This window comes from Mediterraneibacter sp. 210702-DFI.3.120, from assembly GCF_020561005.1.
Taxonomy (GTDB): domain Bacteria; phylum Bacillota; class Clostridia; order Lachnospirales; family Lachnospiraceae; genus Mediterraneibacter; species Mediterraneibacter faecis.
The window spans coordinates 1-20,518 of record NZ_JAJCNG010000035.1 but is presented as its reverse complement, the minus strand read 5'-3'; the positions used below and the strand labels follow the sequence as shown (position 1 = coordinate 20,518).

21 protein-coding genes and 1 pseudogene are annotated in these 20,518 nt (G+C 39.8%); 5 read left to right on the top strand and 17 right to left on the bottom strand.

All coding sequences use genetic code 11. The features are described from left to right. Nucleotides 1-242, bottom strand: a pseudogene (locus tag LI162_RS14295) (phosphoglucosamine mutase); the annotation flags it as partial. A 429-nt stretch (nucleotides 243-671) separates the two neighbouring features. On the opposite strand from LI162_RS14295, the gene LI162_RS14290 reads away from it, so the two are divergent. Together LI162_RS14290 and LI162_RS14285 are read left to right on the top strand one after the other, a co-directional pair. Next, nucleotides 672-2,318, top strand: coding sequence for a SulP family inorganic anion transporter (locus LI162_RS14290; protein ID WP_117541597.1), 1,647 nt, complete (start codon nucleotides 672-674; stop codon nucleotides 2,316-2,318). Between the two features lie 17 nt (nucleotides 2,319-2,335). Beyond that, nucleotides 2,336-3,133 (top strand): HAD family hydrolase, encoded by a 798-nt coding sequence (locus LI162_RS14285; protein WP_118188249.1) that lies wholly within the window; start codon nucleotides 2,336-2,338, stop codon nucleotides 3,131-3,133. Nucleotides 3,134-3,234: 101 nt separating this feature from the next. Here the strand turns inward: LI162_RS14285 and LI162_RS14280 are convergent, their stop codons facing one another. From LI162_RS14280 to LI162_RS14255, 6 genes are all read right to left on the bottom strand, one after another. Beyond that, nucleotides 3,235-3,945, bottom strand: a complete 711-nt coding sequence (locus tag LI162_RS14280) for an acyl-[acyl-carrier-protein] thioesterase (RefSeq protein ID WP_055147974.1) — start codon at nucleotides 3,943-3,945, stop codon at nucleotides 3,235-3,237. 21 nt (nucleotides 3,946-3,966) lie between these two features. Continuing rightward, the gene (gene spoIIR / locus LI162_RS14275) at nucleotides 3,967-4,653 is read right to left on the bottom strand and encodes a stage II sporulation protein R (protein ID WP_015528631.1); all 687 of its coding nucleotides are present in this window, start codon (nucleotides 4,651-4,653) and stop codon (nucleotides 3,967-3,969) included. 125 nt (nucleotides 4,654-4,778) lie between these two features. After that, a complete protein-coding gene (locus LI162_RS14270) occupies nucleotides 4,779-5,462 on the bottom strand; it encodes a GntR family transcriptional regulator (RefSeq protein ID WP_020436287.1) in 684 nt (227 codons plus the stop codon). 1 nt (nucleotide 5,463) lies between these two features. Beyond that, nucleotides 5,464-6,339 (bottom strand): 4-(cytidine 5'-diphospho)-2-C-methyl-D-erythritol kinase, encoded by an 876-nt coding sequence (gene ispE / locus LI162_RS14265; protein WP_055147980.1) that lies wholly within the window; start codon nucleotides 6,337-6,339, stop codon nucleotides 5,464-5,466. 76 nt (nucleotides 6,340-6,415) lie between these two features. Continuing rightward, nucleotides 6,416-7,975 carry a DUF3794 and LysM peptidoglycan-binding domain-containing protein gene (locus LI162_RS14260; protein WP_227156838.1) on the bottom strand — a complete coding sequence of 520 codons (1,560 nt, stop codon included), beginning with the start codon at nucleotides 7,973-7,975 and terminating at the stop codon, nucleotides 6,416-6,418. An 11-nt stretch (nucleotides 7,976-7,986) separates the two neighbouring features. Next, on the bottom strand, nucleotides 7,987-8,406 hold the full coding sequence (locus LI162_RS14255; protein WP_117914417.1) for a protease complex subunit PrcB family protein: 420 nt from the start codon (nucleotides 8,404-8,406) through the stop codon (nucleotides 7,987-7,989). A gap of 173 nt (nucleotides 8,407-8,579) precedes the next feature. Between LI162_RS14255 and LI162_RS14250 the strand changes: the two genes are divergently transcribed. Beyond that, nucleotides 8,580-9,320, top strand: a complete 741-nt coding sequence (locus LI162_RS14250; protein WP_227156837.1) for a lysophospholipid acyltransferase family protein — start codon at nucleotides 8,580-8,582, stop codon at nucleotides 9,318-9,320. A gap of 115 nt (nucleotides 9,321-9,435) precedes the next feature. On the opposite strand, the gene LI162_RS14245 is transcribed toward LI162_RS14250, so the two are convergent. From LI162_RS14245 to LI162_RS14230, 4 genes are all read right to left on the bottom strand, one after another. Then, nucleotides 9,436-9,903, bottom strand: coding sequence for an S-ribosylhomocysteine lyase (locus LI162_RS14245; RefSeq protein ID WP_015528625.1), 468 nt, complete (start codon nucleotides 9,901-9,903; stop codon nucleotides 9,436-9,438). Nucleotides 9,904-9,970: 67 nt separating this feature from the next. Next, the gene (locus LI162_RS14240; RefSeq protein WP_227156836.1) at nucleotides 9,971-10,963 is read right to left on the bottom strand and encodes an aldo/keto reductase; all 993 of its coding nucleotides are present in this window, start codon (nucleotides 10,961-10,963) and stop codon (nucleotides 9,971-9,973) included. 106 nt (nucleotides 10,964-11,069) lie between these two features. Continuing rightward, entirely contained in the window at nucleotides 11,070-11,225 is a 156-nt protein-coding gene (locus LI162_RS14235; RefSeq protein ID WP_020436293.1) for a rubredoxin, read from the bottom strand. Between the two features lie 95 nt (nucleotides 11,226-11,320). Beyond that, the gene (locus LI162_RS14230; RefSeq protein WP_227156835.1) at nucleotides 11,321-11,941 is read right to left on the bottom strand and encodes a flavin reductase; all 621 of its coding nucleotides are present in this window, start codon (nucleotides 11,939-11,941) and stop codon (nucleotides 11,321-11,323) included. A 212-nt stretch (nucleotides 11,942-12,153) separates the two neighbouring features. On the opposite strand from LI162_RS14230, the gene LI162_RS14225 reads away from it, so the two are divergent. Next, nucleotides 12,154-12,906: an SIR2 family NAD-dependent protein deacylase gene (locus LI162_RS14225; protein ID WP_227156834.1), complete on the top strand. Its 753-nt coding sequence runs from the start codon at nucleotides 12,154-12,156 to the stop codon at nucleotides 12,904-12,906. 111 nt (nucleotides 12,907-13,017) lie between these two features. Here the strand turns inward: LI162_RS14225 and LI162_RS14220 are convergent, their stop codons facing one another. Together LI162_RS14220 and LI162_RS14215 are read right to left on the bottom strand one after the other, a co-directional pair. Continuing rightward, nucleotides 13,018-13,284 carry a helix-turn-helix domain-containing protein gene (locus tag LI162_RS14220; protein WP_020436296.1) on the bottom strand — a complete coding sequence of 89 codons (267 nt, stop codon included), beginning with the start codon at nucleotides 13,282-13,284 and terminating at the stop codon, nucleotides 13,018-13,020. 50 nt (nucleotides 13,285-13,334) lie between these two features. After that, nucleotides 13,335-14,240: a hypothetical protein gene (locus LI162_RS14215; protein WP_117569926.1), complete on the bottom strand. Its 906-nt coding sequence runs from the start codon at nucleotides 14,238-14,240 to the stop codon at nucleotides 13,335-13,337. Between the two features lie 266 nt (nucleotides 14,241-14,506). Here LI162_RS14215 and LI162_RS14210 point away from each other — a divergent pair, with 266 nt between their 5' ends. Then, a complete protein-coding gene (locus tag LI162_RS14210) occupies nucleotides 14,507-15,904 on the top strand; it encodes an MATE family efflux transporter (RefSeq protein WP_117569925.1) in 1,398 nt (465 codons plus the stop codon). 1,016 nt (nucleotides 15,905-16,920) lie between these two features. Here LI162_RS14210 and rlmN read toward each other — a convergent pair. From rlmN to LI162_RS14190, 4 genes are all read right to left on the bottom strand, one after another. After that, a complete protein-coding gene (gene rlmN, locus LI162_RS14205) occupies nucleotides 16,921-17,910 on the bottom strand; it encodes a 23S rRNA (adenine(2503)-C(2))-methyltransferase RlmN (RefSeq protein WP_004607971.1) in 990 nt (329 codons plus the stop codon). Then, nucleotides 17,911-18,096, bottom strand: a complete 186-nt coding sequence (locus LI162_RS14200) for a cysteine-rich KTR domain-containing protein (protein WP_004607970.1) — start codon at nucleotides 18,094-18,096, stop codon at nucleotides 17,911-17,913. A gap of 724 nt (nucleotides 18,097-18,820) precedes the next feature. Further along, nucleotides 18,821-19,300: an MGMT family protein gene (locus LI162_RS14195; protein WP_002322212.1), complete on the bottom strand. Its 480-nt coding sequence runs from the start codon at nucleotides 19,298-19,300 to the stop codon at nucleotides 18,821-18,823. A 310-nt stretch (nucleotides 19,301-19,610) separates the two neighbouring features. Then, nucleotides 19,611-20,282, bottom strand: coding sequence for a helix-turn-helix domain-containing protein (locus tag LI162_RS14190; protein WP_009256966.1), 672 nt, complete (start codon nucleotides 20,280-20,282; stop codon nucleotides 19,611-19,613). Between the last annotated feature and the right edge of the window lie 236 nt (nucleotides 20,283-20,518).

Sequence of the window (20,518 nt, the reverse complement as noted above, 5' to 3'; positions counted from 1 at the left end):
ACACTTGGTGTGGTTGTCACATGAAGAAGATAAGCGTCCGCGCCTGATGCTGTCAATCCTGCAGCAAGTGCATACTCAAACATGTAGCTGCTTCTTCTTGTGTCTTTTCCAATTACGATTCTAGCCTTGTGGTCCTGTCCAAAATACCATCCAAGATAACGTCCTACTTTAAATGCATGCTCTACTGTAAGAACTACATTCGCCTCACCACGGAAACCATCTGTTCCAAAATATTTTCCCATAATAATCTTCCTTTTCTTTCTTGTGATACCCCTTTTGTTATCAGATCTATTCACAAATTTGCTACCGTAAAACATGTTTTTATTATATAAGACATGCTTTACAAGTTATTCCTATTATATTACCTTTATAAATCAGATACAAGCTTTTTTCTCTTAACATTCTACTTCATGTTACTCTGTTCACACGATGTGCGACCAGCAACGCATCTCGCCATTTTAAATCGCCTTTGGCGATGGGGCGAGATGCATTCAAACCAAAACATGCATCCTCCGTGTCAATCAGCGAAGTGATTGACACGGGAGTGAACAATAACCTCTTCATGTCTTTAAAAACATACACGGTTTCCTCTTCTCAGTGTCCCTTTTTCTATGCTATACTTGAAAGGTTATGTTTTATAGTTATCATAAAAGAAAGGATTAATCTATCAAATGAATTCATTGAAGCCGATGTTACTTACATCATTAAAGAGCTACAATCGTTCTCAGTTCATCAAAGACGTGACTGCCGGAATCATTGTAGCAATTATTGCATTGCCGCTGTCAATCGCACTGGCACTTGCATCCGGTGTAGGACCGGAAGCTGGTATCTTCACTGCGATCGTTGCCGGATTTGTCATCTCTGCACTTGGCGGAAGCAGTGTACAGATTGCCGGACCAACGGCTGCATTCGCAACAATCGTCGCCGGCATTGTTGCCAAAGACGGAATGGATGGACTTGTCATTGCAACAATCCTCGCCGGTATCTTTCTGGTTCTGATGGGACTGTGCCATTTCGGAAGTCTGATCAAATTCATCCCATTTACGATCACAACCGGATTCACTTCCGGAATTGCTGTTACAATTGTAATCGGACAGCTGAAAGATTTCTTCGGACTTACCTATCCGGATGGGGTAAAACCGATCGAAACAACAGAGAAATTCCGTGCTGTTGTTGAAAACTTCTCTACAATTAATATTGATGCACTGATTGTCGGTTCAGTAAGTCTTGCTGTTCTGATCATTGCTCCATACATCTTCAAAAGAATTCCTGGATCTTTGATCGCAGTTATCATTGGAATCCTGATGGTTCAGTTCCTGCCGTTAAAAGTTTCTACAATTGGAAATCTTTATACGATCAGCAACTCGCTTCCATCCTTCCATCTTCCGGCTGTATCACTTGAAGTTGTTCAAAATGCTCTTCCGAACGCATTTACGATTGCTGTTCTCGCAGCGATTGAATCTCTGCTTTCCTGTGTTGTCGCAGACGGAATGATCAACGGCAAACACCGTTCCGACATGGAACTTGTAGCCCAGGGAGCCGGCAACATTGCTTCTGCTCTTTTCGGTGGAATCCCTGCGACAGGAGCGATTGCAAGAACTGCTGCAAATATTAAAAACGGAGGACGTACTCCGATTGCCGGAATCGTTCATTCCATTACACTGGTCATTGTGCTTGTCGTACTGATGCCATATGCCGGAATGATTCCAATGCCAACAATCGCAGCAATCCTGTTTATCGTTGCATACAATATGTGCCAGTGGCATACCTTTGTAAAACTGGTTAAGACTGCTCCAAAGAGTGATATCATTGTACTTTTTGCTTCATTTATCCTGACAGTACTCTTCGACCTGGTCGTAGCGATCGAGATTGGTATGGTTCTTGCCTGCCTGCTCTTTATCAAGCGTATGAGCGAAGAGACACACGTCAACAGCTGGACTTATGTGGATGATGACACCCCGGATGTCGATGAACACCTTCAGAAACTTCCACTTCAGATCCGCGTCTATGAGATCTCAGGACCTCTGTTCTTCGGAGCAGCAAGTGCGATCGAACACATTGTCGTAAAAGATTTTACTACCTGCCTCGTTCTTCGTATGCGAAGCGTTCCTGCACTGGACAGTACTGCTATGAATGCTTTGGTTGATCTGGTAGAAGTCTGTGAGTCAAAGGGAATTACGGTTGTCTTTTCCCACGTCAACGAACAGCCAATGAAAGTTATGGAGAAAGCCGGATTCACAGAACTGGTTGGAAAAGAAAACTTCCAGCCGAATATCAGTGCCGCACTGAAACGTGCTGAAGAAGTTATTGCAGAATAATCAGGAGGATTTTACATATGATCAAATTAATCGCAAGCGACCTTGATGGTACGCTTCTTCATAACGGAGCACAGAAACTGACTCCTCGTGCCATAGAACTGATTCATGAACTGACACAAAAAGGCGTTCACTTTGTTGCTGCAAGCGGACGCCAGTATGATAATGAGCGCAGACTGTTTTCTGAGATTAAGGACGAGATTTCCTATATTGGAGAAAATGGTTCTATCTGTATTCATCAGGGAAAGGTGATCTCTCGCGGAATAATTGCAGATGACCTTGCCTGCCGCATTATAGATGAAGTGAAAAAATCACCGAATTTTGATATTCTCATTTCCAGAGAAGATGCCTGTCTGATCGAAGATCATCATGAAGCTTTTGTAAATCATATTGTAAATGTCATGCAGAACACAACAAAAATCGTAGATGACCTAAGTAAAATCGAAGGTCCGTTTCTCAAGATCGCAATCTGTAATATGATTGATGACACAAAAGTAATCATGCAATATTTAGAACACTTACAGGAAATGTTCGGTGCAGAGATCAAGGTCGTTACTTCTGGAAATATCTGGATTGACTTCATTGCTCCGGGAACAAATAAAGGTGCTGCTCTTTCTAACCTAATGAAATTATTCCATGTAAAACCAAAAGAATGTATGGCATTCGGAGATCAGCAGAATGATTTGGAAATGCTTGAGCTGGTCGGTCACAGCTACGCAATGTCAAACAGTGCACCTGGTGTATCCTACTATGCGGATGAAGTAACTGATTCTGTTGAGGATGTTCTGGAAGATGTCCTGGCAAGTCTTGATAAGTAAATATCACCTGCGAATGTTACTTGTTCGCAACAAAAAACTCCCGAATGTTCACAGAAATTTCTGTATGAACATCCGGGAGTTTTTCTATTCTATCTCTTCTTTTATATTTCTTCTTTAAATTCCAGAACTGCATATGGTTTTGCCTGTTCGTCACAGAGTTCCACAACAATCCTGTCTGCTTCTTTACTCAGCTTCGGATAGATCATATCTCCCAGTACAGCTGCCTTTTTATACTCTACACGCAGCTGTGCGATCTGAAGATCATCCGGAAGAAATTCCAATGCCATCTGCACATACTGACAGTTGTTCACATGCTCATTTGTGTCAATATGATACTTTCTGACCGGAAATGCTTCCAGATCATCTGTCTCTTCCGGAAGTCGGATTTTTCTTCCCTCATATGGTATATCAAGTGGTTCTTCTACTCCATACAACTGAACATCCTTTGGCTGCGGCCTGGTTGGTCTTCCTGTCTCTGTATCAATAAATGCCCAGACTGAATTAGCACAGGCGAGATATTTTCCATCTGCATCTTTCATATAAAAGTTCCTGTTTCCAAACAATCCCTTGAATTCTGTTGCAAATGTTCCGATTGTGATCTTCTCACCAAGCTCCGGTTTCCGATTCAGGATCACCTGCCAGTAAGATAAAAGCCACGCTCTTTTCTCTTCCTTCAGAACCGTTGTACCAATTCCAAGATCCTCCGACTGGAAGGTACTACAGTCCTGAAAATAATTGATCAACGCCGGAACGGTCATCGTACCGTGATGATCTACCTCGCTGTAACGTACTCTGCTGTCAAATTCATACATTTTCTTAACCTCTTTTATTTCTTATTTCCAAAAATACCAGCCAATCTTAAACTTTGTATTCGCTGTCACTTTGGAATATTCTTCTTCCGTCAGTACCTGTTTTAATTGCTTCTTTCCTTTGTCAGGAACCACCGCATTCGTTGTATCCAGAAAGCAGAGATTCGGATAAAGCACGCACCACCAGTTATGTCCCTCTGCACTTCCCAGTTCTACCCGCAGTGCCTGATAATTTCCCGCAGGAAATGTCACATCACCGTAAGTCCTGTCAGGAAAGTAACAGGTTGTCACAGCCACATTCACACTCTGATCTTCTCCTGCCGCCGCAACTGTCTTTTCTCCGATTGCACGAATCTCATCTGTATGTGTACGTGCCCACTGCACAGTCTGCTTAAGACACTGTTTCTCTTCCGGTTCTTCTGATAATTCTTCTTTCATATAATCCAATACTGCATCTCTTACCTGCAATTTCAGATTCTGGTCCTTTTCGCTGTCACTATTCGCTAACACATGAAAGCGAAACACTTCCTGCGCCAGATGCTTCTGCGTTTCTTCCTGTGCATATAATTCCTGTTTTGTATATATCATTCCTGTGAAGAAAGCAGCGATCAGAAGCCCCGCTGCCACTGAAAAAATCACTGCTCTTCCCGGCAGTTTTTCTTCTCGGACAGACTTCAGCTTTCTTCTGAGCAATGCAAACCGTTTCTTCATAATATCATCCTCCATCTATGAACAGTAACATGATAAATCAATTTTGTTCATACATGGAGTCTTTCCACAAAAATGAATTCCATACATATAGAATAAAGAATATGCCGAGACACATTCTTTATTTTTTAAGCATTTTCTTCTTTCTCACGGATAGTGCCAACAACCGTTTCTGCCTGGTTCTTAATATGTTGGCTTGTAAACTTTGTAGCCAGCTCTTTATCATGTCCGGCAATCGCATCAATAATTGTCTGATGCTCATTCAACAGCTGTGGGTAGCATTCTTTCTTCTTCAGATATTCAATTCTGTATCTGTACATCTGTTCGCGCAGATTATTCAGAAGCTGGATCAGTCTGCGGTTATCTGTTGCAGCGTAGATAATATCATGAAATGCAACGTCTGCCTGTGCGATCTGTGTAATATCATCACTGTTGAGAATAGACTCAAACGTTTCCGCTGCTGCACGAAGCTCGCGCACTCCTTCTTCATCCATTCTGTCACATGCAAGCTGTACTGCAAGCTCTTCTAATGCACAGCGCACTTCCAGCACATCTCTTAGATTCTTCTCTGTGATTTCTGCAACCTCGGCACCTTTTCTCGGGATCATGAGGACAAGTCCTTCCAGCTCCAGTTTACGGATTGCTTCACGGATCGGGGTTCTGCTCACTCCGAGTTTATTCGCCAGCTGAATCTCCATCAGGCGCTCTCCCGGTTTCAGTTCTCCGCGCAGAATCGCCTGTCTCAATGTATTAAATACCACATCTCTCAGAGGCAGATATTCATTCATTGTTACTTCAAAATCAGTTCCCATTTTACTTCCTCCTAACGTTGTGTATATTCGTTACGTATGCCTGTCTTGTCAGACCTTTGTCCCGAATCATCTTCTGTGCTTCTCTTGCTGATGCCCGGTTTTCAAACAGACCAAACACTGTTGGTCCACTCCCGCTCATCATTGCCCCGATTGCTCCGCAATCCTGCATCACCTGCTTGATATCCGCGATCACCGGATGCATCGGTATTGTCACATCCTCTAACACATTCCCCATAGAATCTGCAACCTTGTGAAGATCTCCCTTCCGAAGTCCTTCCAGAATTCCGTCAATATCCGGATGCTCGACAATCTCTTTGGAGTCCAGTGCTTCATACACCATCTTCGTTGAAACACTGATCGGAGGCTTTGCGATCAGTACCGTACATTTCGGCATTGCCGGAAGAACGCTTAACTCTTCTCCGATTCCTTCTGCCAGAACAGTTCCGCGCATAATACAATACGGAACATCTGCCCCAAGCTTCACGCCCCGATCCATCAACTCCTGCTGGGTCAGACGCAGTCCGAAGAGCCGGTTCATTCCAAACAGAACCGCAGCTGCATTCGAGCTTCCTCCTGCAAGACCGGCAGCTACCGGAATGTGCTTATTCAACGTGATCTGAACCCCTTCTTTCAGATCAAATTCATCCATCAGAAGCTGCGCTGCTTTATAAGCGATATTGCCATCCCCGGTTGGAAGAAACTTCAGATTTGTTGTCAGTGTAATTCCAGGTTCTTTCTTCTTCGCAATCTTCACTTCATCATACAGATAAATAGACTGCATGACCATTCTGACATCATGGTATCCATTCTCGCGTCTTCCAAGCACATCCAGGCCTAAATTAATCTTGGCAAGTGCTTTTAATTCAATTTGATTCATCCTATGTGCCTCCATCGCTGTTTTCCAAAGAACTAGATGTGAAAATTTACACAAATGTATCTTGTATACATAGTACTTACAGTATACTCATATTTTCTTTAAAAATCAACAATTTATCCCCTATTTTCACATTTTCATTTTCCAATTCGTTTACATTCATAATCCCCTCAACTGTAGTCATATACTGTTTTGCCAACTCCCAGAGATCTTCTTTCTCCTGCACAATATGACCAACGATTCCCGGCCTCTTATCCATCTGTTCAAGATCCAGCGGTTTCTCCAGGACAGATACGATTGTCTGAAGTTCTACCTCCCGCCGTAAGAATGCATCAAATGCAAGAATTGCTCTCACTTCTACAGCCTCACTGCCTGCCATAGACACCTGGATCTGATCTACATGGTGACTCATCGTACAACGTACATTTTCCGGAAGATCGGAACATTCGATCAGATGTTGGAATGGTATCATCCCCTGCCAGCTTCCATATGGTCTTGCATCATCTCCTCTCAGGTAGAGAAAGCTAAGATGCAGGATTCCTTCTATTTGGATTCCTTCTTCTCTATACTCCGTATGCTCTATCTGGATTTCCCCTCTGCTGCAGAGTACTTGAAGTACATCATCTTTTAATTCTGGAAGTGAAAGCCGTTCCGTTAGTTTATATCTGGATTGGTTCTGCATTAAAAGCTCTTCAAAAACCGTCTCCTGTTTTTCCGGAATACACTGCTCTTGCAAAGAGTAAATATCTTCTAACAACTCCATCTCCTGCTCTTCGTAAAAGTTCATCCGCAGCAGTAATGTCCCTTCAATCCCAAGGATCCGCATCTCGCCGTCCTCATCCATGCGGATATCAACCAGTGTATCCTCCAGCGTATGTTCCACAGAATAGAACATTCCTTCTGTCAGGCCATTGCAAAGAAGTTTTCCTTCATATGGAATCACCTGGCTGACCCAGTCTGCCTTCAATTCTTCTGACAGATAGAGACAGAACACCTGCAGTTCTCCTCTGACTGTCACCTCATCTGTCCCCGGGCGTAATTCTAACTTTCTACCGTGCACTTCGGATAACAGAATCTGGCTGATACTCTCCTTCGTTCCCGGTAATGTAATCTCTTCTTTTATTCTATAAGTGTCTTTTTTTGTATCTGACAATCCAAGCAGACGAAACTTTTTCATTTTTTTATAAACTGTATGCTCGCTTTCCACATCTTCCGTGACTTCTTCACTTATCATCTGGGTTCTTCCAATTTCAAGCTCTGTCAGCAGATGCAGACTCAGCTTTCTGGAATGCACCATTGATACACTGAACTCTGTTCTGAGATTTTTCAGGAAATATTCTTCCTCTCCCGGTTGTTCTACATATACCATCTCTTCGAATGGAAGCTTTCCTTCTAAAACTGCCGGTTGCGGATCCAAAGAGGCTGTCATGTACAAAATCTTAAATTGAGCTTTTCCACTGATTTTCAGATAATTTTCCACAAGCTTCATATCTTCCGTCTTCACGCAGACTATCCCTTCAATTACATTTCCCACATCCTCCTTTGCATCCGGAACGTTATAATCTTCGTCCAGCTGAAACTGATCGTAAATACATTTTCCCTCATGCATCAGACGTATCGCTCTCTTCACAATTTCCATCCTGCTCCTCCTCAATCAAACATAACCTCTTTTTCTGTTCCACTGATTTCCACGACTATGTATGGAAATGTCGTGATTTCTTTCGTCTCTTCACCAGTTGCCGGTCCCATCAGACTTGTATGCAAACAAACTGCATGCTCCGTTTCATAAAGTTCCTTCACCTCAATCGTATATCCTGTTGTCGGACATGCACCGTATCCTTCTGCAAGATATGTCTTTCCCTGATCCGAGTAGACAAAATGAAATGCTTTCTTTTTTAACTGACCGAGCACTTCTGTCATCTCCTCCGGAAGATGCTCCTGGTCGATCAGAATATATTCCAGATCTTTTCGTTTTTGCTCTTTCTCAATCCTGGTAATACATCCGCTTATAAAAAAGCAGACACACAGTAGAAACACAGTTAAAATGCCCTTTTGTTTTTTATTTTTCATTACAATATTTCAGATACTGTAAACAGTAACGCCATCCGGATTTTTTATTTCCCTTCAATCTATGCATCAGTTGTATTTTTTATGCTGCTACGGTATAATAAGGCTACATGCACCAGTAGTTATTTTATATTATGGCGACTCTATTATTCATAAGACAAAAGAAAGGATATTGTATGTTTCGATTTATTTTTGTTGCAGTTTTTCTGATTCTTTACCTGATTCTTTCGATTCCTGTTTTCTTTGTGGAATGGCTGATCGGTAAGTTTAATCCACATGCGCGTGACATCAGTTCTCTGCGTATTGTCCAGTGGGGATTTAAAGTGATTTTGAAAATGACCGGTGTGAAAGTCACTGTGATCGGTGAGGAGAATGTACCGGATGAACCTGTTCTCTTTATCGGAAACCACCGCAGCTTCTTTGACATTCTGCTTACCTACAGCAGATGCAAGAACCTGACCGGCTATGTTGCGAAAAAAGAAATGGAAAAAGTTCCGCTTCTTTCCACCTGGATGCGTTTCGTCTATTGTCTCTTCCTCGACCGAGAGAATCCAAAGGAAGGACTGAAAACAATCCTGCAGGCAATTGCTTATGTAAAGAAGGGTATTTCCATCTGTATCTTCCCGGAGGGAACCCGCAATAAGGGCGAAGAATTAACTATGCTTCCGTTCAAAGAAGGTGCTTTCAAGATTGCCACAAAGACCGGATGCCCAATCGTACCGATTTCTATGAATAATACTGCTGAAATTTTCGAGAATCATTTTCCAAAGATCAAGAAAACACATGTTGTTCTCGAATACGGTACTCCGATCTATCCAAATGAACTGGATAAGGATGTCAAAAAACATATCGGAAGTTATGTAGAGAATATTGTTAATGAGACAATTCATAAGAATGCAGAATTGCTTAAGAACTAAATTTGCATTTTTGCAATTCCTCTCAGTGACATGCTATATTATGTTAAAAATCAGATCTGTATAATCGAAGTGGGAATTATCTGAAAACAACTTGTCAGACAATTCCCACTTTACATTATTCCGGATATACAAGATGACGGTCATTCACCAATGCATCTTTGTATTTCTTAATATAATACTTCGCCATATCAAGGTTCTGTTCCTGATAGTTACCACACTGCTCCGGTGCAGCCCCCGGAATCTCTCCTTCAAATCCGATAATGAAATCACACATCTCAAGAACCAGATCAAGAACATCCTCTGAATCCAGATTACCGAACATTACAAGATAACATCCTGTTCTGCAGCCCATTGGTCCAAAGTAGATCACGTCATCCTTCTTCTCACTGTTGCGGAGATAAGTCGCTGCCAGATGCTCGATCGTATGAAGTGCCGGAGTATCCACAACCGGCTCTCTGTTCGGTGCTGTGATTCTCAGATCAAATGTTGTTGTGACACAATCTCCTTTTGCGTCTCTTCTTGAAACATACAATCCCGGCATCAGATCCAGGTGGTTGATTGTAAAGCTTGCAATTCTATCCATGGTAAATTCTCCTTTTTCAACTTTTCATTTTTAACCAGTATAACACAGATTAACAGTGACAACTAGCTTAAACGAGCGACAGCTCATCAATCTTGCGGAGTTCTTCTTCTGTAAATTCTGTATTCTGTATTGCCTTGATATTATCCAATACCTGTTCCGGTTTTGATGCGCCTACAAGAACGCTTGTTACAATACCATCCTTCAAAATCCAACTCAATGCCATCTCTGCCAATGTCTGACCTCTTCCGGCTGCCAGTCCGTTCAGTTCTCTGATTTTCACAAGTTTTTCTTCTGTCAGAGCAGATTTCTTCAGGAAACGTCCGTCTGTCATAATTCTGCTGTCATCCGGGATTCCTTTCAGATAACGGTCGGTAAGAAGTCCCTGCGCCAGCGGACTGAATGCAATAATTCCCTTCTCCAGCTTCTTCGCAGTGTCTTTCAATCCATTTTTCTCAATTGTTCTGTCAAAGATAGAATATCTGTTCTGATTGATCACAAATGGACACTTCAAGTCTCTTAAGATTGCCTCTGCCTTTTCTAGGGTTGGACCGTCATAATTTGAAAGCCCCACATAAAGTGCTTTTCCTGACTGCACTGCACTTGCAAGTGCTCCCATCGTCTCTTCCAGCGGAGTCTCCGGATCCATCCGGTGATGGTAGAAAATGTCCACATAATCCAGCCCCATACGCTTCAGGCTCTGATCCAGACTGGAAAGAAGATATTTCCTGCTTCCCCAGTTTCCATAAGGGCCTTCCCACATATCAAAACCGGCCTTTGTGCTGATCAGAAGCTCATCTCTGTACACGCCAAGTTCTTCTTTCAGAATCTTACCAAAGTTCTTCTCTGCACTTCCATAAGCCGGCCCGTAATTATTTGCCAGATCAAAGTGTACGATTCCATTATCAAATGCTGTGAAAAGGATTTCCTTCATATTCTCATAAACACCGGTATCTCCAAAGTTGTGCCACAATCCAAGTGAAATTGCCGGGAGTTTTAATCCGCTCTTTCCACAACGTACATAAGCCATTTTCTCATATCTGTCATTTGCTGCCTGATACATGTTTTTCTTCCTCTCTTTCGTAACGTAAAACAGGTGATAAAATAGTTCTCTGTCTATTCTACCACCTGTTTTCATTATTTAAAATAAATTTTCGTAACTGTTCTATTTACTCCTCAGAGAACTGATCCTTTCCAGCAGAACACAGAGGACATTCAAAATCTTCCGGTACATCTTCCCACTTTGTTCCAGGTGCGATACCGCCTTCCGGGTATCCCTGCTCTTCATCATATTCCCATCCACATAAATCACATACATATTTCATAATTCCATATCTCCTTTTCTTTTCATCTTTATTTTTATAATTATTCCTGACCTTGCATCCATTCACTACACGACAAGATCAATGAATCATTACCACTAATTTTCAAAAATCGGTTCAAAATCGCTGACATCATGTCCGCAGATTGGACAGATATAATCTGCCGGAAGTTCACTGCCTTCATATACATAATTACAGATCTTACATCTCCATCCAACGATCTTCTTATCCTGAGGTATCTCTTTCTTCTTTGGTTTTACGCGATTCTGATAGTCGGCGTAAGTAAGCGGTGCATTCTCATTCAGCAGTTTTGCATCTGTTACTTCTGCAATGAACAGAGTGTGTTTACCGAGATCCTGCTGTTCCAGAACCTTACCACTGATCACGGCGCATGCCTGATATCCCATATACGGAATATTATTCTGATCCACCGGTAACGTAAGATCTTTCATCTTATCCACATCTCTTCCTGACTGGAATCCGAAATGCTTAATTGTCTCAAAGGAACATTCTACATCCAACAGACTCAGTGCAAAAATTCCGCTTTCTTTGATCAGATCACAGGTATAATTACTGTTCAAAACAGAGATCGCAATTCGAACTGGGTCATTCGCTACCTGCATACATGTATTGGTAATACAGCCATTTACTTTCTCACCGGAACGTGTAGATAACATAAATACTCCATAAGACAAATTATAAAGTGCTTTTTTCTCCATGTGATAACCTCCTTTTTATTTTAATAATAATTACTATTATTATATTTTTAATATAGCCTATTCTCCCGCTATTGTCAACTGTAAATTTTATTTTGTCCAGTTTTTCTTTAAATTTTATCCTGTTTTTATTTGAATTTTCAGACAATTCTTTTTATTTATGCTATACTAGCATTATAGTAACTCGTTAACAGCAGCATTTTGTAAAGGCAGAGATGATTATGAATTTAAACTATCTTGAAGAAACAATTAGAACATCTAAATATCTTGTTTGTCTCGCCGGAATGGAATTTATGAGAGAGCAAAATGTCGCATATCATCGAGACAGCGACGAATCCTATCGGATTGAAGAAAAGTATGGCTACTCTCCGGAAGAATTATTCAGTGCCCGTATGTTTAACACACATGCAGAATTATTCTATGAATATTATAGAAATGAAATTCTTTCCAAACATCTGGAGGCAGGAAAGGGAAATGAAGCACTTGCAAGATTAGAAGAGGCAGGATATTTAAAGACAATCATTACAAAAGGCATCTATAATATGCCTCAGAAAGCCGGCTGCAAAAATGTGATCAATATGTATGGAAATATTTATGAAAATAATGCGTGTCCACGTTGCGGAAAGATTTTTCCGATTGAATATATCAAAAACAGTGATAAAGTTCCTCTTTGTGATGTGTGTAAATCAACTGTGATTCATCCTGGAGTTTATTTACATGGTGAAATGCTCAGTAATACTGTCATTAGCCATGCTGTGGAAGAAGTTGCTAAAGCTGATACGATTCTCGTTCTCGGAATGAACCTGAATTCCAGTCTGTGCAAAGATATGCTTCCACATTTCACAGGCAAAGATTTGATCGTAATCCACAAGGAAGCACATTATCTGGATGAAAAAGCAACCGCAGCTTACCATGGAGCAGTCAGTAAAATTCTTCCAGAAGTTGCAGAAAGCATACTGGATGCATAATTTTCCAATATTAACACATATTCTTAAAATACGAATCTCCAGTAGAAATCAGTATTTTTATACTTGAACTTCTTCTGGAGATTCGTATTTTTTCTAGATAATATTCATATTTTACAGTTCACCACATCCCAGAATCTCTTTAATCTCCGGAATTGTCTTCTTCTGTTCTCTTAACCGACGAATCTGCGCAATCCTTTCTAAGCTCTCAACTCTGCGGTATCTTCTGGTCAGATTCTCTTCTGCCTGCTCGAACGGCAGCATTCCTTCCTCTGTATAAAATTTCAAAGTACTGTAACGCACTGCCGTAAGCCGCACAAGCTCTCCGATCGTCACATATTCTGCCTGCTCTATTACTTCCATGCTTCTCTGTCTTGACATCAGCTCACCTTTTCTACCGTCCACATAATTAGTATTTCCGTACTTTCTTCCTACTGCCAGTATGCCGGTACCAGGTTGACTCCCTGAATCGGTACTTTATATGCTGTTTTCGTCATTGGGAAGATACGGTAATATATGTTGCCTATTTTTAGTAAAGTCTCACTGCCTACTCTGATCTCCTCTACCGCAAAGCCTTTTTTCTTCAAATGTTCTACAGCCGCAGCTCTTCTGTCCGCCACGTTAGTTCCAAAAATAACCGTATCGATAAATACGGATTTTCTTCTGTCAAGGTAAGGAAATACAAGATTAACACCCTCTAAATATGGATTCTTAAGCAGTTTACTCTTAGTCTTCACAAACCGATTCATAAATCCTTCAAAAACATTATGAAATTCTGCTTCCCATAATGCACGGTACTTCTCATCCTGAACAGCAGCTTCTGTCATACGTTCTTCTACACGATTCTGCTCTGATACAGAAAACAAGTCATGGATACAGCCACTTTCACGGAGAAGCCATAAGAGAACCGCATCTTCCAGACTAATTGGACCATCCTCTAGAATCTCTGCACGAAGTCCTTCTTTTATTCTGATATAACTTGTCTCATCACTAAGGTATGCCTTTAGTTCAACACCTGATGTATCATAATTCATATCACAGCCCAAAATATCCGGTACTTCCTTTAGAAGTTCTTCTGTTTCCAAAACAGCAGCCACTTCTTTCTCAATCTGAGTCTCCTCTTTTTTCTTTAATGTTTTTGCCATCTGTACCGCTTTCTGCAGTGCTGAAGAAAATTCTGAAAATGAATCCACATCTGCTTTTCCTAATTCTGTCTCCAACACCTGCGCAGCAGAAACAGCTCTCAATACAGCACTTTTTGCCACGCTTGGATGAATACTCTCCTGTCCGTCCAACGCAAGTAATGCATATTGCTGAGATAATGTAAGATCTTTCATACCTGCTTTCCTCCTATTTCCTGATCGCCATTTTTGTTTTCTACTTACTACTTACTACTTACTACTTAGAAAATATCATACAGTACGCAAACTGTCAAGTTGTTACTATTACTTCTACTGACTTTACCTATTAACACAATAATTCAAGAATGCCAAACTGACCTTTAAGACATTTTCAAGTCTTCAACTATTGAAACGTACACCATATAATGCTATCATTAATAATTGACGCTTTAAATTAAGTTTTCGTAATAACAGGAGAATATATAAACCAAAAAACAGCTTCTGCCCCTGCAGCAGAGAACAAAATGGGAACCATGCCAATCGGCAGACTCTTGTTCAACATGTCCTTACCGATGATGGTTTCCATGCTAGTGCAGGCACTTTATAATATTGTAGACAGTATCTTTGTAGCAAAGCTGTCAGAAAATGCTCTTACCGCAGTCTCTCTCGCCTTCCCGTTACAGATGCTGCTCATTGCAGTTGCAACCGGTACCGGCGTCGGTATGAATGCACTCCTTTCCAGAGCACTCGGAGCAAAGCAAAATGATGAGGCAAACAAAATTGCATCTAACGCTGCATTTCTTTATATCATAAGCTATATCGTATTTCTTATTCTTGGCTTTACCGTAGTAAAACCTTTCTATGCAAGCCAGATTGGAAATGCAGATGTTGAGATCATGGAAATGGGAATCGATTATCTGAGCACTGTTATGATCTTCTCTATGGGACTGCTGGCACAGATTTGCTTTGAACGACTGCTCACTTCCACCGGAAGAACGATTTTCAGTATGACTTCCCAGTTGTGTGGTGCGATCACGAATATCATTCTTGACCCGATCCTGATCTTTGGTCTGATCGGCTTCCCTAAGATGGGCGTTACCGGTGCTGCCTTAGCTACAGTTATCGGACAGTGTGTAGGCGCACTTGTCGCATTTATCTGTAACCATAAATTTAACCCTGATGTAAAACTTCAGTTCCGTGGTTTCCGTCCGGACGGAAGAATTATCAGAACAATTTATGCAATCGGTATTCCATCTATTATCATGCAGTCGATTGGTTCTGTTATGACATACTCCATGAACCGTATCCTGATCACATTTTCATCTACTGCAACTGCCGTATTCGGAGTGTATTTCAAACTGCAGAGCTTTTTCTTCATGCCTGTCTTCGGTTTGAATAACGGTATCACTCCGATCATTGCATTCAACTACGGTGCGCAGAATAGAAAACGTATGGTCAAGACGATCAAGCTCAGTATGGCAACAGCATTTTGTATTATGCTCTTCGGATTTCTTTGCTTTGAATTCGTTCCACAGGTACTTCTCGGAATGTTCAACGCATCTGCTGATATGCTTACGATTGGAGTCCCTGCGCTTCGTATCATCGGTATCCATTACTTACTTGCATGGTTCGGCATCATCTGCGGTACTGTATTCCAGGCGCTTGGAAAGGCCGTGTTCAGTATGATCGTATCCATCATGCGTCAGCTTGTAGTACTGATTCCGGCTGCATATGTACTGGCAAAATTTGGTGGGCTTCATGCAGTATGGTGGGCTTTCCTGACTGCTGAGATCATGTCACTGATTGTCTCACTTATCTTTCTGTTCAGGACTAATCGAACGATTATTTCCAAGATCCCGGATGGAAGTGATATTCTATAAAAGGAAAAAGTTATGAAATTTATAATAAATTTTATATCTAATTTTCGATTATCCGCATAAACACTATACTTTCAAGTATTTTGAAGTATAGAAAAAACTCATTTTACCACGAATTTACCACGATTGAATGAGCCTTGATATGACCTATAAAATAACACCCAAAAGACATCATTACACCTAAATGGTGTCTTTTTAAAAAGCAGTCAATCCTAAGACTAACTGCTTTGTGTGTATGGATATGAAATTGTCAAACTGGGATTTACTTATATCTATTCCTATAAAAGTGTCAATATATATCCGTCTATCAGAGCAATTAGCAGATACATAATAAAGGCTCTGATAAACGCTTCTATATGCTTTTTCGGATTTTGATACAATTCCTTTTCTGGCATTTTTCTTAAACGAACACGCTTTGTATTCCGCCACCATAAAAGGTCTACAATAAATAAGTCAAAGATATTCAATCCCTGTCCTATAATACTTAAACAAAGAAAATTATGTGTGAAGCCATTTTCTTTGATAAACAACCCTAATATAAATAGTACGAACAGAAATAACAGAAAATTGGATATAAATTTCTTCAAAAAATTTTTTGAGCAGCAAAATGCGCCCGTCCGAAAAGCCCGGACAGGCGCATAGGTATTGTAAGCAGTATTTAGATGATTAGACAGTTCATATATACAAGCGTAATTTTCCCCGGTGGTGGGCGGGCTTTTTTTGATGTGTCAATGACCGTCGGATTTTGTCGATAGGGTATGTGCTTCATGGCGGCTACCTCCTTTAGCCGCCGCTTTTAACAGTGATACCGCGTCATTTCATTAGAAGATAAAAAGAAACGGCGGCTTTGATTTTTCAAAGCTGCTGCGGAAATCAAAGAACGACAAGCAACAGTTCTGATTTTGCTCCAATATGGTTATTAGGGGCACAAATTAAAATCAAAAAAGAGCCGATAACAGCAGTATTTCAAACTGCATATTATCGGCTCTGCGTCTGTGCGTCTGGCTCTTTTAATTAAATTATTTCTGTTGTTTTTTGGCTTTATTATATGTATTAGCTAACTGTCCACAAGCTGCTTTAATCTCTCTACCATGAGAAACTCTCATGGTAACTTCAAGTCCTGTTTGCTCTAATTGATGTTTGAACGCAACCATTTCTTGTTTTTGTGGTGCTCTAATTTTTGAATTACTCGTCGGGTTGTATTGCAGCACGTTAATCATAACATTTTTGCCCTTAAACCATTTTGCAAGTTGCCTTATATCTGAGGAACGGTCATTTATACCTGGTAAAAGCAAATACGCAAATACCACTTTTCGATTATGCCTTTGAGAATAGGACAATGCTTGCTTAACAACATCTTCAATAGCGTACATGTGCATATGAGGAATGATACAGTTTCTCGCAGCCTGTGTTGCTGCATGTAAAGATATTGTCAACTGAATTTTTAGATGTTCTTCGCGCAATTTTTTTAATTGATTAACTGGACCAACTGTTGATACGGTAATGCCGTCGGTTGGAAAGTTAAGTCCATTTCTATCTCGAAGAATATGGATTGCTGCAATCAAGTTGTCGTAATTGAATAAAGGTTCTCCCATTCCCATAAAAACGATACGATTTACTTTTTGACGTATCAATATGACCTGTTGCACAATTTCAGATGGTGTTAGATTACGAACGAAACCATTGCGTCCGGACTCACAAAAAATACAGCCAACAGAACAACCAACTTGCGTACTTACGCAAACAGTCCCACCATCTCGCCGTTTAATAAAAACCGTTTCGATATACCTGTTGTCTTTCAATTCATAAACATACTTTTCAGTATCGCTACTTTTATAGACTTTTTTTGTTGATATTGATAGATTTTTTTTGTGAAATGGCTGTTTATACAATTCCGCATATAAGGCTCTTGCTTTATCCTCTCCAATTACTTCCGACATTTCTTTGTAAGTAAATCCGTATGGGTCATTCAATATTTCCGTAAGTGTACTTTTAGGTAAGTGTTTCATTTAATATCCTTCCTTTTGTTTTTCAGAGTTTTTGATTATGATTTCTAATTTTTCAACATCAATGATATGTGTTAATTTACATTTAGGGCAGAAAAGAGGAAAATTTCTTAATACCGTATTATAAAATACTTGAACCCTCGTCTTTCCGTTACAAATTGGACATTTTATCCAATATTTTTCAAGCATAATATTTCTCCTTTTGTGCAAAAAAATGCAGGTCAATTCTCAACATGAGCATTGACCTGCATTTATACATATAATACTACAACAAAATTAAGGCATAGTTTTTATACTATGTCTATACGTCGTTAGTTTTGTTGTATAGCATACGCAAAATAAGCATGACAAAAAAGCCCATATTGAAAATGGGAAAAATCTTTTTTGATTTCAATGCTTATCGAATACGCATGCTATGTAACATAAACATTCCCCCCCTTTTATATAATATTATATACAAAAGCAGCTTGTTGTCAACATATATATATATGAATTATTTTGGCTAAATGTAACCACTTTATTGCTTTCCTTAAATTTTCCTTGATATTCTGCAATACTCTTTATTCGATTTTGCACTTCATCTGGATAAGATGAATAGCTTTTTAAATTTTTGTTATCTGTACCTGTTCCCCAAAAACATATTAGAAAAAACGCGATACATAAAATTACGGTTTCGATTATTATAATCATTCTGTTTCACTCCAAATTCTAATTTGTCCGTTTCTTCATATCCACATTATATCATTTTCATATCTGCACCACAATAAAATTTTATGCACCGATAATCTTATTGAACAGCTCTAACAAACACCATTTCATCACTCCAATCTGAAATTTAGGTATGAAAAAAGCAGTCAATCCTAAGACTAACTGCTTTGTGTATAGAGATATGAAATTGTGAAATAGAATTTGCCTATTTCAAATCAAAAAGAGAATTTTCATAGTCCTTTACATAGTATCGTATATTTTTACGCCCCTTTTGAATAATGGTATGTCCCTCTGCTTCTAATTTTTCTTTCTGTGCTTCAATACCATTTGGATATTTAGCATTTAATTCTCCGTTTGCTTTTAATGTTCTCCAATAGGGTGTTTCATCTTCGGAACGCTGATAACTCGCCCACGCTACAATAGAAACAAATATACCCGCTGTAATCGGCTCTGTAAAATCTGCACCACTCAATTTTGCAAAGTGTTCTCGTATTTTTCCAACCGTAATCACTTTACCATACGGAACTTTTTTCATTACTTTGTCATAGTCAATCGGGGGAGCAAAATACATTTTGTTTCCACCATATTTCTCAATACTTTTCTGGTCTATGATAATTTGAAATTTTGGCATATCCTTACTATCATGCAACATAGCATTAAAATCTTTTTTATCTTCATTTGCCATTTGTGCCACCTCCTACTTTAAGGATAGTCTGTTTCTTATTTCCATGCAATGAGGCTGTTTGAAAATTATTAACACTTTCAAATTTGTCGCTTTCTTCATATCCATATTATAACAGTTCCATATATCCGCCACAATAAAAATCAGCATACCCTTAGCATTTATGGAACAAAAATGCACACTTTTTCTTTCTTCCTCTTGATTACCCCACAACAGAAAAGAAAAAGCCCTGTCAAGAGCCTTGCCACCATTGGTGGTGCTTTGCACTCTTTACTGGGCTTTTTGTTTGCTGTATCTTCCATGCAAGAGGAAATTAAAGACCTCTGTTCCATTTCGCCTTTAGATAATCTTCATAGTCTGCTTCATTGAAGTCTACTTGTGGAGAAGTGTCGGGAATGTTGTTTCTGTTGTCTATATCCGCAAGCTGACGAAATATCCAATCATCATAAGGGTCATGGTATTTATACTCTTTGGGCTGTTCTCTGTATCGGTCTAACCCTCGCATTTCCTTATGCACTTTTATCATGCGTTCCAGTTTTTGACGCTGTATCAACTGCTTGATTTCCATAAGTTCTTCCAACTCCGTAATCTCATTGGTAATGTAGTTATGGATATACTGTATGAGTTTATATGCCTTGTAAAATGTGCATTCTTTTTCATCATCGAAAAATTCATTTTCAGACAGGTAATCTAAGGAAACATTGAAGTCTTGTTCCCGTTTGATAATATCCATGATATAGGGCTCGGTGTGGTCAATATACTTCCATTCTCCCGACAATAATTCATTGGGCGTTACACCCAGCACGTCCATTATCTTCTCTAACGTATCAAAGGTAGGATAATTCACGCCACGTTCAATCTTGGAAAGGCTCTGCATATTGATACCGATTTTGTCCGCAAGTTCCTGTTGTTTCATTCCTCTGTGTTTTCTTATGGTCTGTATGTTTTCTCCTAAGAAACTGATTTTCTTTTCATAATGCTCCATAACTTAGTATAACCGCTCCTTTCGTTGCTTTTCTTGGTATTTATAAGCATATCATACTTAATCTATATCTAAAAGTCAACAAAAACTTCTTGACAAGTAATTCTAATGGAGTTATTATCGTATTAGACAGAGTGATTAAGCACGCTAGGGTCAATCACACGCTTGAGTAAGCATATAAAATATATATTTTCACTTTGATAGCATGAATAAGCATGGACTATCAGACCGAAAATAAG